General features: G+C 68.0%; 13 protein-coding genes. 11 read left to right on the forward strand and 2 right to left on the reverse strand.

Features of this window, described 5'->3' with window-relative positions; all coding sequences use genetic code 11:
* The first annotated feature begins 252 nt into the window (after positions 1-252).
* Positions 253-756, forward strand: coding sequence for an SRPBCC domain-containing protein (locus tag QNO08_RS05805; RefSeq protein WP_229967695.1), 504 nt, complete (start codon positions 253-255; stop codon positions 754-756).
* Here QNO08_RS05805 and QNO08_RS05810 read toward each other — a convergent pair.
* On the reverse strand, positions 728-1693 hold the full coding sequence (locus QNO08_RS05810) for a quinone oxidoreductase family protein (protein WP_229967697.1): 966 nt from the start codon (positions 1691-1693) through the stop codon (positions 728-730). The genes QNO08_RS05805 and QNO08_RS05810 overlap by 29 nt on opposite strands.
* 169 nt (positions 1694-1862) lie before the next feature.
* Here QNO08_RS05810 and argC point away from each other — a divergent pair, with 169 nt between their 5' ends.
* From argC to QNO08_RS05860, 10 genes are all read left to right on the forward strand, one after another.
* Positions 1863-2894, forward strand: a complete 1032-nt coding sequence (argC, locus tag QNO08_RS05815) for an N-acetyl-gamma-glutamyl-phosphate reductase (protein WP_229967699.1) — start codon at positions 1863-1865, stop codon at positions 2892-2894.
* Positions 2894-4096 carry a bifunctional glutamate N-acetyltransferase/amino-acid acetyltransferase ArgJ gene (gene argJ, locus QNO08_RS05820; protein WP_229967701.1) on the forward strand — a complete coding sequence of 401 codons (1203 nt, stop codon included), beginning with the start codon at positions 2894-2896 and terminating at the stop codon, positions 4094-4096. Before argC ends, argJ begins: the two co-directional genes overlap by 1 nt.
* 11 nt (positions 4097-4107) lie before the next feature.
* Positions 4108-5031 (forward strand): acetylglutamate kinase, encoded by a 924-nt coding sequence (gene argB / locus QNO08_RS05825; protein ID WP_229967703.1) that lies wholly within the window; start codon positions 4108-4110, stop codon positions 5029-5031.
* Positions 5028-6425 (forward strand): acetylornithine transaminase, encoded by a 1398-nt coding sequence (locus QNO08_RS05830; protein ID WP_229967705.1) that lies wholly within the window; start codon positions 5028-5030, stop codon positions 6423-6425. The genes argB and QNO08_RS05830 overlap by 4 nt, the downstream gene beginning before the upstream one ends.
* Positions 6422-7387: an ornithine carbamoyltransferase gene (gene argF / locus QNO08_RS05835; protein WP_229967707.1), complete on the forward strand. Its 966-nt coding sequence runs from the start codon at positions 6422-6424 to the stop codon at positions 7385-7387. Before QNO08_RS05830 ends, argF begins: the two co-directional genes overlap by 4 nt.
* On the forward strand, positions 7384-7920 hold the full coding sequence (locus QNO08_RS05840) for an arginine repressor (RefSeq protein WP_229967709.1): 537 nt from the start codon (positions 7384-7386) through the stop codon (positions 7918-7920). Before argF ends, QNO08_RS05840 begins: the two co-directional genes overlap by 4 nt.
* A 79-nt stretch (positions 7921-7999) precedes the next feature.
* A complete protein-coding gene (locus QNO08_RS05845; protein WP_229967711.1) occupies positions 8000-9208 on the forward strand; it encodes an argininosuccinate synthase in 1209 nt (402 codons plus the stop codon).
* Between the two features lie 3 nt (positions 9209-9211).
* A complete protein-coding gene (gene argH / locus QNO08_RS05850) occupies positions 9212-10669 on the forward strand; it encodes an argininosuccinate lyase (RefSeq protein ID WP_229967713.1) in 1458 nt (485 codons plus the stop codon).
* A 550-nt stretch (positions 10670-11219) separates the two neighbouring features.
* Complete coding sequence (locus QNO08_RS05855) at positions 11220-11738, forward strand: pyridoxine/pyridoxamine 5'-phosphate oxidase (protein WP_229967715.1); 519 nt, start codon at positions 11220-11222, stop codon at positions 11736-11738.
* Positions 11739-11885: 147 nt separating this feature from the next.
* On the forward strand, positions 11886-12692 hold the full coding sequence (locus tag QNO08_RS05860; protein ID WP_229967717.1) for a maleylpyruvate isomerase family mycothiol-dependent enzyme: 807 nt from the start codon (positions 11886-11888) through the stop codon (positions 12690-12692).
* 217 nt (positions 12693-12909) lie between these two features.
* Here QNO08_RS05860 and QNO08_RS05865 read toward each other — a convergent pair whose 3' ends face one another.
* Complete coding sequence (locus tag QNO08_RS05865) at positions 12910-15060, reverse strand: HNH endonuclease (RefSeq protein ID WP_229967719.1); 2151 nt, start codon at positions 15058-15060, stop codon at positions 12910-12912.
* Between the last annotated feature and the right edge of the window lie 28 nt (positions 15061-15088).

The following is a 15088-nucleotide window of genomic DNA, read 5'->3' on the forward strand; positions in this document are numbered from 1 at the left end:
CTTCCCGGTCGGCGGCGTCACCTGACGCGGCTTCCGTGGACCTTCGGTCCCCGGACGTCGGTGAGTTGCCGGCGGGTGCGCAGCCCGCCAAGGCCAAGATGAGAAGGGCTCCGCCGACCAGCCGGCCAGCCCCGCAGCCTCACCGATGCACCGAGGCATCCAATAGAGCTGTTCCCGGCGGAACATTCATTCACGAGTACCGACTACGTGCCCGGGTACTCGCGAATGGCGGAACGTGCCAGAATCGGGGCCATGCCGCTGTCATCCCTCGCGACCGAAGACGATTCCCTCACGATTTCCTGGTTGCTCGCTGTCCCCGCCCAAACGGTGTGGGCGGGGTTCCGCGACCCGGCGCTGCTCTCCCAATGGCTGGGCCGGCCCCTTGTATGTGACGCTAAAACGGGCGGCATGATTGTCGTCGACCATGGCGGGGGCTGCCTGTCGCGAAGCGTCGTCACCGAGGCGGACGAACCGCGCCGGTTGGCCATGACGTGGGACTTCCCCGACGAACCCGACTCGCAGATTGCGCTCGGGCTGCACCCGGCGGAGTCCGGCACCCGGATGGAGCTCGTGCACAACGGGCTGGGCAGCCTGGTGGATTCCTACGGTCCCGGCTGGGTCACGCATTTGACCTACTTGGAGGCTGCCGTGGGCGGGACCCCGCTTCCCTGGTCGCAGTTTTGGCCGCTGCACACCAGCTTCGAGATGTTGTACGGAGCAGCGGATGCTACGGCAGCAGCAGCACCTTCCCGGTAGTCTTCCGGCCTTCCAAGGCAGTCTGCGCCGCAGCGGCCTCGGCCAGCGGATAGGTCGCGCCGATGCGCACGTCCAGTGTGCCGTCACGAACCATTTCAAAGAGCTCATGGGCGCGCCATTGCCGCTCCTCAGCGGTCAGCAGGTAGTCGTCCAGCGTGGGACGGGTCAGGTAGAGAGATCCCGACGAGTTCAGCCGCTGGATGTCGAACGGCGGAACCTGGCCCGAGGCGCCGCCGAACAGCACCAGCATGCCCCGCTTGCGCAGGCTGCCCAGGGAGCCGTCGAAGGTTGCCTTGCCGACGCCGTCGTACACCACGTCCACGCCCCTGCCGTCGGTCAGCTGCCGGACCGCCTCGGCGAATCCGTCGTAGCCCAGGGCGTAGTCGGCGCCGGCGGAGCGCGCCAGCTCACGCTTCTCATCGCTGGAGGCAGTGGTGATGACGGTGGCGCCCTTGGCCTTGAGCAGCTGGATCAGCAGCAGGCCGACGCCGCCGGCACCGGCGTGGGTCAGGACCGTCTGGCCCTCCTCCACGGGAAAGGTGGAGTTGCAGAGGTAGTGGGCGGTCATGCCCTGCATGGGGAGCGCCGCGGCAATCTCGTCGCTGACGCCGTCGGGTATGGGCAGCGCCTTGTCCGCCTCCATGATGGTGTACTCCGAATACGTGCCGCCACCCTCAGCCGTGGCAACCCGCGCACCCTCCCGGAACGCTGCCACATCGCGCCCGGAAGCGACCACGGTTCCGGCCGCCTCGGCACCGGGAATGAAGGGATGCGCCATGGGATAGATGCCGCTGCGCTTGTAGGTGTCGATGAAATTCACGCCCACCGCCCCGACACGGACCAGCAGTTCCTTCGGACCGGGCTGGGGCAGGTCGACGTCTTCAAAGCGCAGGATTTCGGGCCCGCCGGGTGCGGGGACCACAATAGCTTTATGCATGGAATGTCTCTTCTGTTGCAGGCATCGGTGTCGCTGCCATCGTAGGGCAGCGCGCGGACCGGCGCACCGCCCTGTTCCCTCCTTCCGTGCTGCGGCCGGCGAAAAAGGGTCCGCGTCATCTATGCATAATTATGTAGGCCCATGCATAAATCTACTGTAGGGTGAAGCCATGACGATTTCAGTTGCTGTCTCAGGAGCCTCCGGGTACGCCGGGGGTGAGGTGCTGCGCCTGCTGGCCGGGCATCCCTCCGTGACCATCGGTGCCATTACCGCGCACAGCAACGCCGGTTCCCGGCTCGGGGAATTGCAGCCACATCTGCACGCGCTCGCCGACAGGGTCCTGCAGGACACCACAGTGGAGAACCTGGCCGGGCATGACGTCGTCTTCCTCGCCCTGCCGCACGGCGCCAGCGCCGCCATCGCTGAGCAGCTGGATCCCTCCGTTCTGGTGATCGACGCCGGCGCCGACCACCGGCTCGAAGACCCGCTGGCCTGGGAAAAGTTCTACGGCTCGCCGCACGCCGGCTCCTGGCCCTACGGCCTGCCCGAACTGCCCGGCCACCGCGACCGGCTCAAGGGCGCCACCCGCATTGCCGTCCCCGGCTGCTATCCCACCTCCTCGCTGCTCGCCCTGACGCCCGGCTTCGCGGCCGGCCTGCTGGAGCCCGACGACGTCGTCATCGTCGCTGCCTCCGGAACCTCCGGCGCGGGCAAGGCAGCCAAGCCGCACCTGCTGGGCTCGGAAGTGATGGGCGGCATGAGCCCCTACGGTGTCGGCGGGGGACACCGCCACACGCCGGAAATCGAACAGGGCCTCTCGGCCGCGGCCGGCGAAACTGTCGCCGTGTCCTTTACCCCCACGCTGGCGCCGATGGCCCGGGGCATCCTGACCACGGCCACCGCGAAGGTGCGCCCCGGCGTCACCGCCGAGCAGCTGCGCGCCGCCTGGGCTGACGCCTACCGGAACGAACACTTCGTCCGGCTGCTCCCCGAGGGGCAGTGGCCGGCCACCAAGATGGTGGTGGGGTCCAACTACGCTGCCCTGCAGCTGGCCTACGACGCCCACGCCAACCGCGTCATCGTCACCTGCGTGATCGACAACCTGAACAAAGGCACCGCCGGCGGCGCGGTGCAGTCCATGAACATTGCCCTCGGCCTTGAAGAAACCGCCGGACTGACAACGCAGGGAGTTGCCCCGTAATGAGCACCACCGAAAACAGCACGGCAACTGCCGCCGACCAGACAGCAGCCACCGGCATCACCGCTCCGGCCGGCTTCCGCGCCGCCGGCATCACCGCCGGGTTGAAGGCCTCCGGCGGCCGCGACATGGCGCTGGTCGTCAACGACGGGCCCTCCAAGGCCGCAGCCGCCGTCTTCACCCGCAACCGGGTGGCCGCCGCACCCGTGCACTGGTCCCGGCAGGTGGTCTCGGACGGCCGTGCCGACGCCGTGATCCTGAACTCCGGCGGCGCCAACGCCTGCACCGGACCGCAGGGCTTCCAGAACACCCATGCCACCGCCGAGAAAACCGCCGAGGTCCTGGGCCTGTCCGCCGCCGACGTCGTGGTCTGCTCCACCGGACTCATCGGCGAGCAGCTGCCGATGGAGAAGATCCTTCCCGGCGTGCAGGCGGCAGCGCAGGCGCTGGCGGCCGACGGCGGTGCGGCGGCCGCCGAGGCCATCATGACCACCGACACGGTGGCCAAGCAGTCCGTCTTCACCGGCAACGGCTACAGCATCGGCGGCATGGCCAAGGGCGCCGGCATGCTCGCTCCCGGGCTGGCCACCATGCTCGTGGTGCTGACCACGGACGCGCAGCTGCCGGCCGCCGGGCTGGATGCCGCCCTGCGGGCCGCCACCGCCGTCACCTTTGACCGCACGGACTCGGACGGCTGCATGTCCACCAATGACACCGTGCTGCTGATGGCCTCGGGCGCCTCCGGCACCGCTCCGCAGCCCGACGAGTTCACCGCAGGCCTCACCGAGGTCTGCCATTCGCTGGCGCAGCAGCTGATCACCGATGCCGAGGGGGCAAGCCACGACATCGCCGTCACCACGGTGAACGCCGCCACCGTGGCCGACGCCGAGACGGCCTCCCGCGCCGTCAGCCGTTCCAACCTCTTCAAGACCGCCATCTTTGGCAACGACCCCAACTGGGGACGGGTCCTGGCCGCCGTGGGCACCACCGACGCCGCCTTCGAGCCGGACCAGCTCAACGTCACCATCAACGGCGTCCAGGTCTGCCGCAACGGAGGCATCGGGGATTCCCGCGACCTGGTGGATCTGCGCGGGCGCAAAGTTACAGTGGAAATCGACCTGAATGCCGGCACGCACAGCGCCACCATCTGGACCAACGACCTGACCATGGACTATGTCCACGAAAATTCGGCCTACAGCAGCTGATCGGGGACATCATGAGTACACCCACGCAAGCCAACGAACAGCTGGCCGCCCAGGACAAGGCCGCCACGCTCATCGAAGCGCTGCCCTGGATCCAGCGGTTCGCCGGCAGCATCATGGTGATCAAGTACGGCGGCAACGCCATGGTCAACGATGAGCTGCGCCGCGCGTTCGCGGAGGACATCGTCTTCCTGCACCACGTCGGTGTGCACCCCGTGGTCGTGCACGGCGGCGGGCCGCAGATCAGCGCGCTGCTCGACCGTTTGGGCATCAAGTCCGAATTCAAGGGCGGGCTGCGCGTCACCACGCCCGAAGCCATGGACGCCGTCCGGATGGTCCTCACCGGCCAGGTGGGCCGCGAACTGGTGGGCATGATCAACGCCCACGGGCCCTACGCCGTCGGCCTTTCCGGTGAAGACGGCGGACTGCTGCAGGCCGTGCGCATCGGTACCGTCATTGACGGTGAAGACGTGGACCTCGGGCTCGTCGGGGAAGTCACCGGCGTCAATCCCGGCGCCATCGTCGACCTGATCGAGGCCGGCCGCATTCCCGTCATCTCCACAGTGGCTCCGGAAGTCGACGACGACGGCGGCCTGACCAGCCAGGTGCTCAACGTCAACGCCGACACCGCGGCAGCCGCACTGGCCGTCGCCCTGGGCGCCTCGCGGCTGGTGGTGCTCACCGACGTCGAGGGCCTGTACGCGGACTGGTCGGACAAGTCCTCGCTGATTTCATCACTCACCGCCGGGGAGCTGCGCGCGATGCTGCCCACGCTGGAAGCCGGCATGATCCCCAAGATGGGTGCCTGCCTGGCCGCGGTCGACGGCGGCGTGGACCGTGCCGCCGTCGTGGACGGGCGGATGGCGCACTCCATGCTGCTGGAGGTCTTCACCACCGCCGGCATCGGCACCCAGGTAGTTCCGGAGGAGCAGGCATGAGCAACGCCATGAGCAAGCAGACCGAGGCCCAGCCGGCCGCGGAGCCAGCCGCAGCCGCACCGGCCGTGGAGCCCGCCGCAGCCGCACCGGATGACGCACTGGTGAGCCTGACCGGAACCTCGGAGGACTGGCTGCGCCGCTACGGCTCCTCGCTGATGGGTGTCTTCGGCACGCCGCAGCGGGTCCTGGTCCGGGGCAACGGCTGCACGGTGTGGGACGCCGACGGCAAGGCCTACCTGGACCTGCTCGGCGGCATCGCCGTCAACGCCCTGGGCCACGCGCATCCGTTCCTGACCTCGGTGATCACCAGCCAGCTGGCCACGCTGGGCCATGTCTCCAACTTCTTCACCAGCCCTCCGCAGGTGGCGCTGGCGGAGAAGCTGCTGCAGCTGGCCGGGGCGCCGGAGGGATCGAAGGTCTTTTTCGCCAATTCCGGCACCGAAGCCAACGAAGCAGCGATCAAACTGGCGCGCCGCAACACCGGCGCCGCGGGCCCGGACGGCACCGTGCAGCGGACCCGCATCATTGCCCTCGACGGCGCCTTCCACGGCCGCACCCTCGGCGCGCTGGCGCTGACGGCGAAGAAGGCCTACCGGGAACCCTTTGAACCGCTGCCCGGGGGAGTGGAGCACATCCCGTTCGGGGACATCGAGGCGCTCCGCACGGCAGTCGACGACACCGTTGCCGCGGTCTTCATCGAACCGATCCAGGGTGAAGCCGGCGTCCGCCCGCTGCCCGCCGGCTACCTGCAGGCCGCGCGGGAGATCACCGCTGCCGCCGGCGCGCTGCTGATCGTGGACGAGGTCCAGACCGGCATCGGCCGCACCGGAAAGTGGTTCGCCTCCGAGGGCGTGCTGCCCGATGCGATGACCCTGGCCAAGGGCCTGGGCGGCGGCTTCCCCGTCGGCGCGCTGATCACCTTCGGCGGAACGGCGTCGTCGCTGCTCTCCGCCGGCCAGCACGGCACCACGTTCGGCGGGAATCCGGTCGCGACCGCCGCCTCGCTGGCCACGCTGCACGTCATCGAGTCCACCGGGCTGCTCGGTCAAGTCCAGGCCACGGGATTCCACCTGCGCGCCGCCCTGGCCGCGGTTCCGGGCGTCACCGAGGTCCGCGGCGAAGGTCTGCTCATCGGGTTCGACCTGGCTGCCGGTCCCGGCGAGAACATTGCCCCCGCGGCGGTGACCGCCGCGCTCGAGGCCGGATTCATCATCAACGCCACGGGACCGCACACCCTGCGCCTGGCGCCGCCGCTGATCCTGACCCGCGACCAGGCCGACGATTTTGTGCAAGCACTGCCCGGGATCCTGGCCGCCGCCCGGGCCGCCGAAGAAACCGCCCGCGCCGCCGACCAGACAGCCCGGGCCACCGGAAAGACAGAAGGACAATCATGACCCGCCATTTCCTAGTCGACACCGACCTCACCCAGGCCGAGCAGACCGAAGTTCTGGATCTTGCCGACGCGCTGAAGCAGGACCGCTACAAGTATCAGCCGTTCGCCGGCGCCGCCGCCGGCCGCAAGACCGTTGCCGTCATCTTCGACAAGACGTCCACCCGCACCCGGGTGTCCTTCGCCGCCGGAGTGGCCGATCTCGGCGGCGTGCCGCTGATCATCGGAGCGGGCGACTCCCAGCTCGGCCACAAGGAAAGCGTTGCCGACACCACGAAGGTGCTCGAGCGGATGGTCTCCACCATCGTCTGGCGCACCTACGCCCAGTCCGGGCTGGAAGAAATGGCCGCGAATTCCGGGGTTCCCGTGATCAACGCGCTCTCCGACGACTATCACCCGTGCCAGCTGCTGGCGGACCTGATGACCATCCGCGAGCACAAGGGCACCCTCGCCGGCCTGACCCTGACCTATCTGGGAGACTGCGCCAACAACATGGCCAACTCCTATCTGCTGGCCGGCGTCACGGCCGGCATGCACGTTCGGGTAGCCGGTCCCGTGGGCTACCTGCCCGATCCCCTGATTGTCGACGCCGCTGCCGTCCGTGCCGAGGAAACCGGCGGGTCGGTGATGATCACCACCGATGCGGCCGAGGCGCTGGCGGGAGCCGACGTCGTCGCCACCGACACCTGGGTCTCCATGGGCCAGGAAGATGAGAAGGCCGCCCGCTCCGAGCTGTTCCGCAGCTACGCCGTGGACGCCGCAGCGATGGCGCAGGCGGCGGATGACGCCGTCGTGCTCCACTGCCTGCCGGCCTACCGCGGGTACGAAATTGCCGCCGAGGTCATCGACGGCCCGCAGTCAGTGGTCTGGGACGAGGCCGAAAACCGGCTGCACGCGCAGAAGGCGCTGATGGTGTGGCTGATGGCCCGCTCGGGCCTGACCGGGGTTCCGGAGGGCGCAGTATGAGCATGCCTGCCACCAAAACCGCCCGCCAGGCGCGCATCCGTGCCCTGCTGACGGGACTGTCGGTCCGCTCACAGGCCGAACTCGCCGCCCTGCTGGCCGACGACGGCGTCCAGGTCACCCAGGCCACGCTCTCCCGCGACCTGGTGGAGCTGGGCGCGGTGCGCATGCGAGGCAAGGAGGGAGTGCTGGTGTACGCAGTGCCCTCCGAAGGCGGCGAGCGCGCGCCGAAATCGGGAGTCACGCAGGAGGTTCTGGACGCCCGGCTGGCCCGGCTCTGCGGGGAACTGCTGGTCACGGCCGAGGCCTCGGGAAACATCGTGGTGCTGCGGACGCCTCCGGGCGCTGCAAACTTCCTGGCCCTGGCCATCGACCACTCGGTGCTGCCGTCCATCCTGGGCACCATCGCCGGGGATGACACCGTGCTGATGGTCACCCGCGAGCCCAACGGCGGCGCCGACGTCGCAGCGCGCTTCCTGCGCATCGCCGACGAGGCCACTGCCAATGGCCAGGCCCCGGACAGCCGCATTCTCTAGCTGTACCCCTAAAACTTTCCACCTACCTTCATCAACCAGCAGCCTGCAGAGGCTGCACATAACGCAAGGAGCGTATTTCGTGAGCGAACGCATTGTTCTGGCCTACTCCGGTGGCCTCGATACATCGGTGGCCATCGGCTGGATTGCCGAAGCGACAGGTGCCGAAGTCATCGCAGTGGCGGTCGACGTCGGACAGGGCGGCGAGTCCCTGGAGACCATCCGCCAGCGCGCCCTCTCCTGCGGCGCCGTCGAAGCATACGTGGCAGACGCCCGGGACGAATTCGCTTCCGAGTACTGCATGCCCGCGCTGAAGGCCAACGGCCTGTACATGGATTCCTACCCGCTGGTCTCCGCGCTGTCCCGCCCGGTGATCGTCAAGCACCTGGTCGCCGCAGCCCGCCAGTTCGGTGCCACCACCGTCTCCCACGGCTGCACCGGCAAGGGCAACGACCAGGTCCGCTTCGAAGTCGGCATCCAGACCCTGGGCCCGGACCTGAAGTGCATCGCCCCGGTCCGCGACCTGGCCCTGACCCGCGACAAGGCCATTGCCTTTGCCGAGGAGAAGAACCTGCCGATCGTCACCACCAAGAAGAACCCGTTCTCCATCGATGCCAACGTCTGGGGACGCGCCGTGGAGACCGGCTTCCTGGAAGACATCTGGAACGGCCCCACTCCGGACGTGTACGAGTACACCTCCGATCCCGCCGCCGGCCTGCCCGCCGACGAAGTGGTCATCACCTTCAAGGAAGGCATTCCGGTCGCGATTGACGGCAAGCCCGTCACTCCGCTGCAGGCCATCGAACAGATGAACCGCCGCGCCGGTGCCCAGGGCATTGGCCGGATCGACATCGTCGAAGACCGCCTCGTGGGCATCAAGAGCCGCGAAATCTACGAAGCCCCCGGAGCCATGGCCCTGATGGCCGCGCACCGCGAACTGGAAAACGTCACGGTCGAACGCGAGCAGGCACGCTTCAAGAAGACCGTCGGCCAGCGCTGGACCGAACTGGTCTACGACGGCCAGTGGTTCTCCCCGCTGAAGAAGTCCCTGGACGCGTTTATCGAGGACACCCAGAAGTACGTCTCCGGCGACATCCGCATGACCCTGGAAAGCGGCCGCGCCGTGGTGACCGGACGCCGTTCCGACACCTCGCTGTACGACTTCAACCTGGCCACGTACGACACCGGTGACAGCTTCGACCAGTCAATGGCGCGCGGTTTCATCGAGCTGTTCGGCATGTCCTCCAAGGTGGCCTCCGGCCGCGACCAGCGTGCAGCAGAAGGTAAGTAGAAAATGAATCACGGCAAGCCGCCGGTTGACCCGGCCGGAACCGCAGCTGCGGGTTCCACCGTCCAGGGTGCGCTGTGGGGTGGCCGCTTTGCCGGCGGCCCCGCCGACGCCCTCGCGGCGCTGAGCAAGTCCACCCACTTCGACTGGCGGCTTGCCGGCTATGACATTGCCGGCTCGCGGGCCCACGCCCGCGTGCTGCACACCGCCGGGCTGCTCGACGACGCCGAGCTTGAGGGCATGCTGGCGGCCCTGGACGCGCTCGACGCCGATGTCCGCTCGGGCGCCTACACCCCGGCGGACTCCGATGAGGATGTCCACGGTTCCCTGGAACGCGGTCTGATCGAGCGTGCCGGCCCGGCGCTGGGCGGCAAGCTGCGCGCCGGCCGGTCCCGCAACGACCAGATCGCCACGCTGGGCCGGATGTACCTCCGCGACCACGCCCGCATCATCGCCGCCGGTGTCCTGGCGACGGTGGATGCCCTGATGGAGCAGTCGGAGAAGCATCTGGGCGTGGCCATGCCCGGCCGCACGCACCTGCAGCACGCCCAGCCGGTGCTGCTCAGCCACCACCTGCTGGCCCATGCCTGGGCGCTGCTGCGCGATGTGCAACGCCTGATGGACTGGGATCGCCGCGCTGCGGTATCCCCGTACGGCTCCGGCGCCCTGGCCGGTTCCTCGCTGGGGCTGGACCCGAATGCCGTTGCCGCCGAACTCGGTTTCAACTCGGCGGTCTGGAACTCCATCGACGGCACCGCCTCCCGCGATGTCTACGCCGAGTTCTCCTGGGTTGCGGCCATGATCGGCGTGGACCTGTCCCGGATTAGTGAGGAAATCATCATCTGGGCCACCAAGGAGTTCTCCTTTGTGACCCTTGACGATGCCTTCTCCACCGGTTCGTCGATCATGCCGCAGAAGAAGAACCCCGATGTGGCTGAGCTGGCCCGCGGCAAGGCCGGCCGCCTGATCGGTGACCTGACCGGACTGCTGGCCACGCTCAAGGGCCTGCCGCTTGCGTACAACCGGGATCTGCAGGAAGACAAGGAACCGGTGTTCGACGCTGCCGACACTCTGGAGGTCCTGCTTCCGGCGGTGTCCGGCATGATCGCCACGCTGACCTTCAACACCGAGCGCATGCAGGCACTGGCACCGCAGGGCTTTGCCCTGGCCACTGACATCGCCGAGTGGCTGGTCCGCCAGGGCGTGCCGTTCCGGGAAGCCCACGAGCTCTCCGGTGCCGCAGTGAAACTTGCGGAGGGCCGTGGCGTCGAGCTCTGGGACCTGACGGATGAGGATTACGCCGGGATTTCCGAGTACCTGACTCCCGAGGTCCGCACCGTGCTCAGCACGGAAGGCTCGCTGGACAGCCGCAGCGCCCAGGGCGGAACCGCCCGGTCCGCCGTGGAGCAGCAGCTGGCTGCGCTGAAGTCGGAAGTGGCGACGGCACGGAGCTACGCCGCGTAGCCCAGGCCGAGTCCGGGCTGAGTCCGGGCTGAGTCCGGGCTAAGGGTGCTGCTGGATCCCGGTGCCCTCGGCGCCGGAGGTGCCCCTGCGGAGATTCTCCGCAGGGGCACCGCCGCGTCCGGATCAACCCTGTTTTGCACGAATGGAGCCGCCGGAGTTTACGCGGATCAGCGATTTCGGCGATTCCCGTAGTTCCGGTGATTTCAGTGGTTCCAGTGGTTCGGTGGTTCCCGTGGTTTCCGGTGAGCCCCATGGTTCCGGCGATTCACCTAATGCCATTGATTCCAGTGCGCAGGGGGCCTTCCATCGCGACCGTCGTGCAGAGCAGGGGCTTTTCGGAGATCCATAGTGCAGATCAGGGGCTTTCCCGCGGCGAAAAGAGCCTTTTGGGGCCGTTATCTGCACGAAGGATTCTTTGGACGCCCGTTATCTGCACGAAGGATCCTTTGAAGGCCCCTCATCTGCACTATGAACGCCGTGGCCCCGTCTGTGCTTCGACAGCTGGTTGGTCTTTATGTCTCACTGTGATGCCCTCAGCTACCCTTGGCCCATGAGCGACTCCTTCCGGCGGATGCTGCGCGCCCTGCCCGACTTCCCGGACAACCTCCCGCGGTTCGACCCCGCGGCGGCCCCTGCGGATCCGTCCGACCTGTTCCGGTCCTGGCTGGACGAGGCCCTGGCTGCCGGAGTCAGCCAGCCCCATGCCTTCTCACTGGCCACCGCTGACGCAGCCGGAAACCTGTCCTCCCGCATGCTCATCCTCAAGGAACTCGACGACGACGGCTGGCACTTCGCGACGTCGCGCACCTCCCGTAAGGGCCGGGAACTGTCGGAGAACCCGCGGGCCGCCATGAACTTTTACTGGTCCGAGCTGGGACGGCAGATCCGCGTCAGCGGCACCGTGGTGCAGCTGTCCGAGGCGGCCTCGGCGCGTGACTGGGCGGAGCGGCCGGCTGCCGATGGTTCGGAAAACCCCGAGTGGCAGCTCTACGCCCTCCAGCCGGTCGAGATTGAATTCTGGCAGGCAGATCCGGGCCGGCGGCATATCCGGCACCGTTATGATCTGTGATCCGCTATGACCTGTGATCTGCGTGGCTGACTGCTCCTGCCCAGGCCGTGACCGCCGCCGCGGACACCGCCGCCACCTCGCGGCGACACCGAAAAAGGACGTCTCTGCTGTCCCGTTTTTGCCTGTCGTGCCCCTAGGGTGGGTCCCATGACTGGTCTCCCTGATGTTCCCGGCGTTGCACCCCCTGCTGTTTCCAAACCGGAGCCCCGGCCCACCCCCTCGCAGCTGGTGGCCATCCTGGACGCGGCGGCTGCGGACTTCCGGGATCGCATTCGATTCCTTACCGACGACGACGTCCGCGCTCCCTCGCAGCTCCCGGGCTGGTCCCGCGGGCATGTGCTGGCGCATGTGTCGGGTGTCGCTGACGGCATGGCCCGGCAACTTGAGTACGCAGTCCGCGGAGAAACGATCGAGCTGTACGACGGCGGCGCCGAAGGGCGGAACCGGGCGATCGAAGAAGGCGCGGTGCTGAATGCCGACCGCCACCGCCGCGAACTCAGCACCTCGCTGGACCGCGTGCTCGCGGCGTTCCACGGGCTGCAGGCAGCCGACTGGCAGGCTCCGATTTCCTATCGCAGCGGCGTCGTTCGGGACGGCGGCCTGGCGTTGTGGCGGGAACTGGTCATTCACCTCACGGACCTGGGTGTCGGAGTGGAGGCCGACACCTGGTCGCCGCAGCTTTGCGAGCACCTGTTCGGTTTCCTCTCGGCCCGGGTTCCCGTCGGAGTACGCCTCAGGCTGCAGCCGCTCGGTCTGGCGCCCCGCGTCCTGGGCGGTTCCGCCCCGGGGGAGCCGGTTTCCAGCACCGTTTCGGTGAACGGCATGGCAACAGACATCGCCGCCTGGCTGGCTGGACGAACTCCGAATCTTGCCAGCCTGCGCGCAGAAGCCGCAGCCGACGGCGTGGACCTGCCCAAACTCCTGCCCTGGCCGTCGGCGCTGCCAACGAAATAGCGCGTTGCAACAGGCCGCCGCCCTCGGACCCCGGCAAGATACAGCCCTAATAACCCGCCCCAATAATCGGCCTAATCACCGGCCCTAGTAGACGGCCTAATAACCGGCCCTAAGACACAGCCCTAATAACCCGCCGTAAGACGCTGGCCTAACAAGCTGCCCTAAGGCTAGCCTTGGCCCCCTAAGGCCTGGCCCAGATTGAAGGGCGCCGGACGCCTCAGAACGGCGGCGGCTCTCCACCGTCCTTTCCACTGTCTCCTCCTCCCGAGAACACCACGGAGAGTGGCACACGCTTGGCGGCGGGGCGGGAACTGACTGAAGGGCCGGAATCAAGGCGGTGTTGCGGTGTGAGGGTGAGTTCGGGCTGGGTCGTATAGTGCCGGCCCAGCGGGGAGATCCATTCCAGAACGCCCGGTGTGACCTGTCGTGCTTTCCAGAACCCCAGTGTCTTGAACAGGTGGTGCTTCTTGCAGAGGTGCGCCAGGTTCCAGTGTGCGGTGGGTCCTCCTGCCGCCCACGGGATGGTGTGGTCCGCTTCGGCCCGGCCGGTGCCGGCGCTGCAGCCCGGGAACCGGCAGGTCTGGTCCCGCGCCTGCAGCCATCGCCGCAGTCCGGCCGGGACCTTTCGGCGCCGACCCACGCCCAGGACCTGCCCGGAACACGGATCCTGGACCAGCCCGGTCCACCGGCACGCTGCTCTGGCGAGCCGCCTGGCTGCTTCTGCGGTGATCGGCCCGTATCCGGCCAGCTCGGCCGGCGCGTCATCGGCTCCGAAGAGCGTGTCAGCATTGATCAGGACCATGATTTCCGCGACCGTGGCTGGAGGCAGCGGCGGGAGGTCCCCGGCATCGGCAGACCCGTTGGGTCCGTTCGGTCCGTTGGCTCCGTCAGCTCGGTTGAAGCCGGAAGACCCGTTGAGTCCGCTGAAACCAGCTGGCCTACTGGCTTCATCCGGGGAGCTGTCTCGACCGCTGCCGTGGTTGGTGTCGGTGGTGCTGGCCTCGCCGGCTGCCGGATCCGGACTTTGACCGTTCCCGGGCTCGCCGATCCAGGGTTCGGGAGTGTGCAGGAGCAGGGACGCGAGGATATCGGTGCGCAGCTGATCCAGGCACCGAGGATCGCCCTGGGCCTGCTCTCCGCGGGCTGCACCGGTCAGCGCGCCGTAGATCTGCTGACCCTTGTCCGCCGGCATATAGGCGGTGAGGTGTCCCATGCCGTCGGGCCGGGGCTGGAACCAAACGCGACGCTGATCAAACGCGGTCCGGTGCCGGACCGGAATGCTCTGCGGATAGATCCGTTCGCGCAGCCGCCGGGCTTTGCGGGTGAGTTGGGCATTGGTGAGCTCCGGTGCGAGTTGAAGCAGGTCCTGCTCGAGGGCAGCAGCGGCTCCGGGCGGAAAGAGCCGGCCATCGTCAACTCCTGGCTGATCGTTCTCCTGCCCCTTGTCGTTCTCCGGCCCGGTGTCTTCCCCTTGAGGCCCTTTCCCGGGATCGCGTCCTGCTTCGCTGCCGGCAGCAGCCACGGGTGCCGGTTCCATGAGGGATCTGGTCTGGTCCAGGATCGTCCGCGCCTGGGCAAGGGTGATCGCTCCGGTTTCCAGCAGGGCCAGCGTGTCCGGGCAGCGGGTGCAGAGCTCCTCGGATTCTTCGACCAGGGCCATCGCGGTTCCCTCGGGCAGCCGAAACAGGGTGGCGATCTCGGTGGCACAGAGACTGAACGCCAGACTCCGGTCTACGCCCTGCCCGGCAGAAACGCCCGGCCGGGCGGTTCGGGCGCACCGGGCGCTGGTACCGGTACCGGTGCCGGCTACGTCTTCGCCGGCTGCCCGGCGCTCGGCATCCTCGGCCGCCCGTTGCCGGTCGAACTGCTCCAGCTCCTCGAACATGAGCCGGTGCTGGCGGTGCACCAGCCGTGCCTTGGCGGCGGCGGCCCAGCCTTCCAGAATCCGCACACCCTGCAACGCGGTGCCGGTCAGCTCCTGATCCAGGCCCGCAGCATCCAGCAGACCCAAAGAACCGGTGAACCCCTCGGGCAGGGTCGCTGCCAGAGCGTGGCGCTGAGCAGCACTAATTGCCGGGTCAGCACAAAACACCGGGCTTGCACCGGCGCCGCATGCACCGGCATTGGCACGGGCGTTGCTGCCGCCGGCGCCATGGTGACCGCCGCCGTCGGGACCGCACCCGTCGCCGCCGCCGTCGGCCCGCGGGGGAGCGGAACCGTGGTCACCGACCCACAGGGGATCAAACGGGACGGAGTCGGGCGGCCACTCCGGGTCGGGCGGTTGCGGTTCCCACACCAGAAAATCATCACGCCACGGGGCATCCGGAGGAGGGTCTGTCCGCTGGTCAAACGTCGTTGTTGTGTCCATGAATTCATGGTTTCAGCTGCCACCGACA

Origin of the sequence: Arthrobacter sp. zg-Y820 (assembly GCF_030142155.1) — a bacterium.
Classification (GTDB): domain Bacteria; phylum Actinomycetota; class Actinomycetes; order Actinomycetales; family Micrococcaceae; genus Arthrobacter_B.

Excerpts from the sequence above, each read along its gene's own strand:
- QNO08_RS05830 (WP_229967705.1), top strand. The coding sequence starts at position 5,028 with ATGAGCAACGCCATGAGCAAGCAGACCGAGGCCCAGCCGGCCGCGGAG.
- argB (WP_229967703.1), top strand. The coding sequence starts at position 4,108 with ATGAGTACACCCACGCAAGCCAACGAACAGCTGGCCGCCCAGGACAAG.
- QNO08_RS05855 (WP_229967715.1), top strand. The coding sequence starts at position 11,220 with ATGAGCGACTCCTTCCGGCGGATGCTGCGCGCCCTGCCCGACTTCCCG.
- argJ (WP_229967701.1), top strand. The coding sequence starts at position 2,894 with ATGAGCACCACCGAAAACAGCACGGCAACTGCCGCCGACCAGACAGCA.
- QNO08_RS05865 (WP_229967719.1), bottom strand. The coding sequence starts at position 15,060 with ATGGACACAACAACGACGTTTGACCAGCGGACAGACCCTCCTCCGGAT.
- QNO08_RS05805 (WP_229967695.1), top strand. The coding sequence starts at position 253 with ATGCCGCTGTCATCCCTCGCGACCGAAGACGATTCCCTCACGATTTCC.
- QNO08_RS05840 (WP_229967709.1), top strand. The coding sequence starts at position 7,384 with ATGAGCATGCCTGCCACCAAAACCGCCCGCCAGGCGCGCATCCGTGCC.
- argC (WP_229967699.1), top strand. The coding sequence starts at position 1,863 with ATGACGATTTCAGTTGCTGTCTCAGGAGCCTCCGGGTACGCCGGGGGT.
- QNO08_RS05810 (WP_229967697.1), bottom strand. The coding sequence starts at position 1,693 with ATGCATAAAGCTATTGTGGTCCCCGCACCCGGCGGGCCCGAAATCCTG.
- argH (WP_229967713.1), top strand. The coding sequence starts at position 9,212 with ATGAATCACGGCAAGCCGCCGGTTGACCCGGCCGGAACCGCAGCTGCG.
- argF (WP_229967707.1), top strand. The coding sequence starts at position 6,422 with ATGACCCGCCATTTCCTAGTCGACACCGACCTCACCCAGGCCGAGCAG.
- QNO08_RS05860 (WP_229967717.1), top strand. The coding sequence starts at position 11,886 with ATGACTGGTCTCCCTGATGTTCCCGGCGTTGCACCCCCTGCTGTTTCC.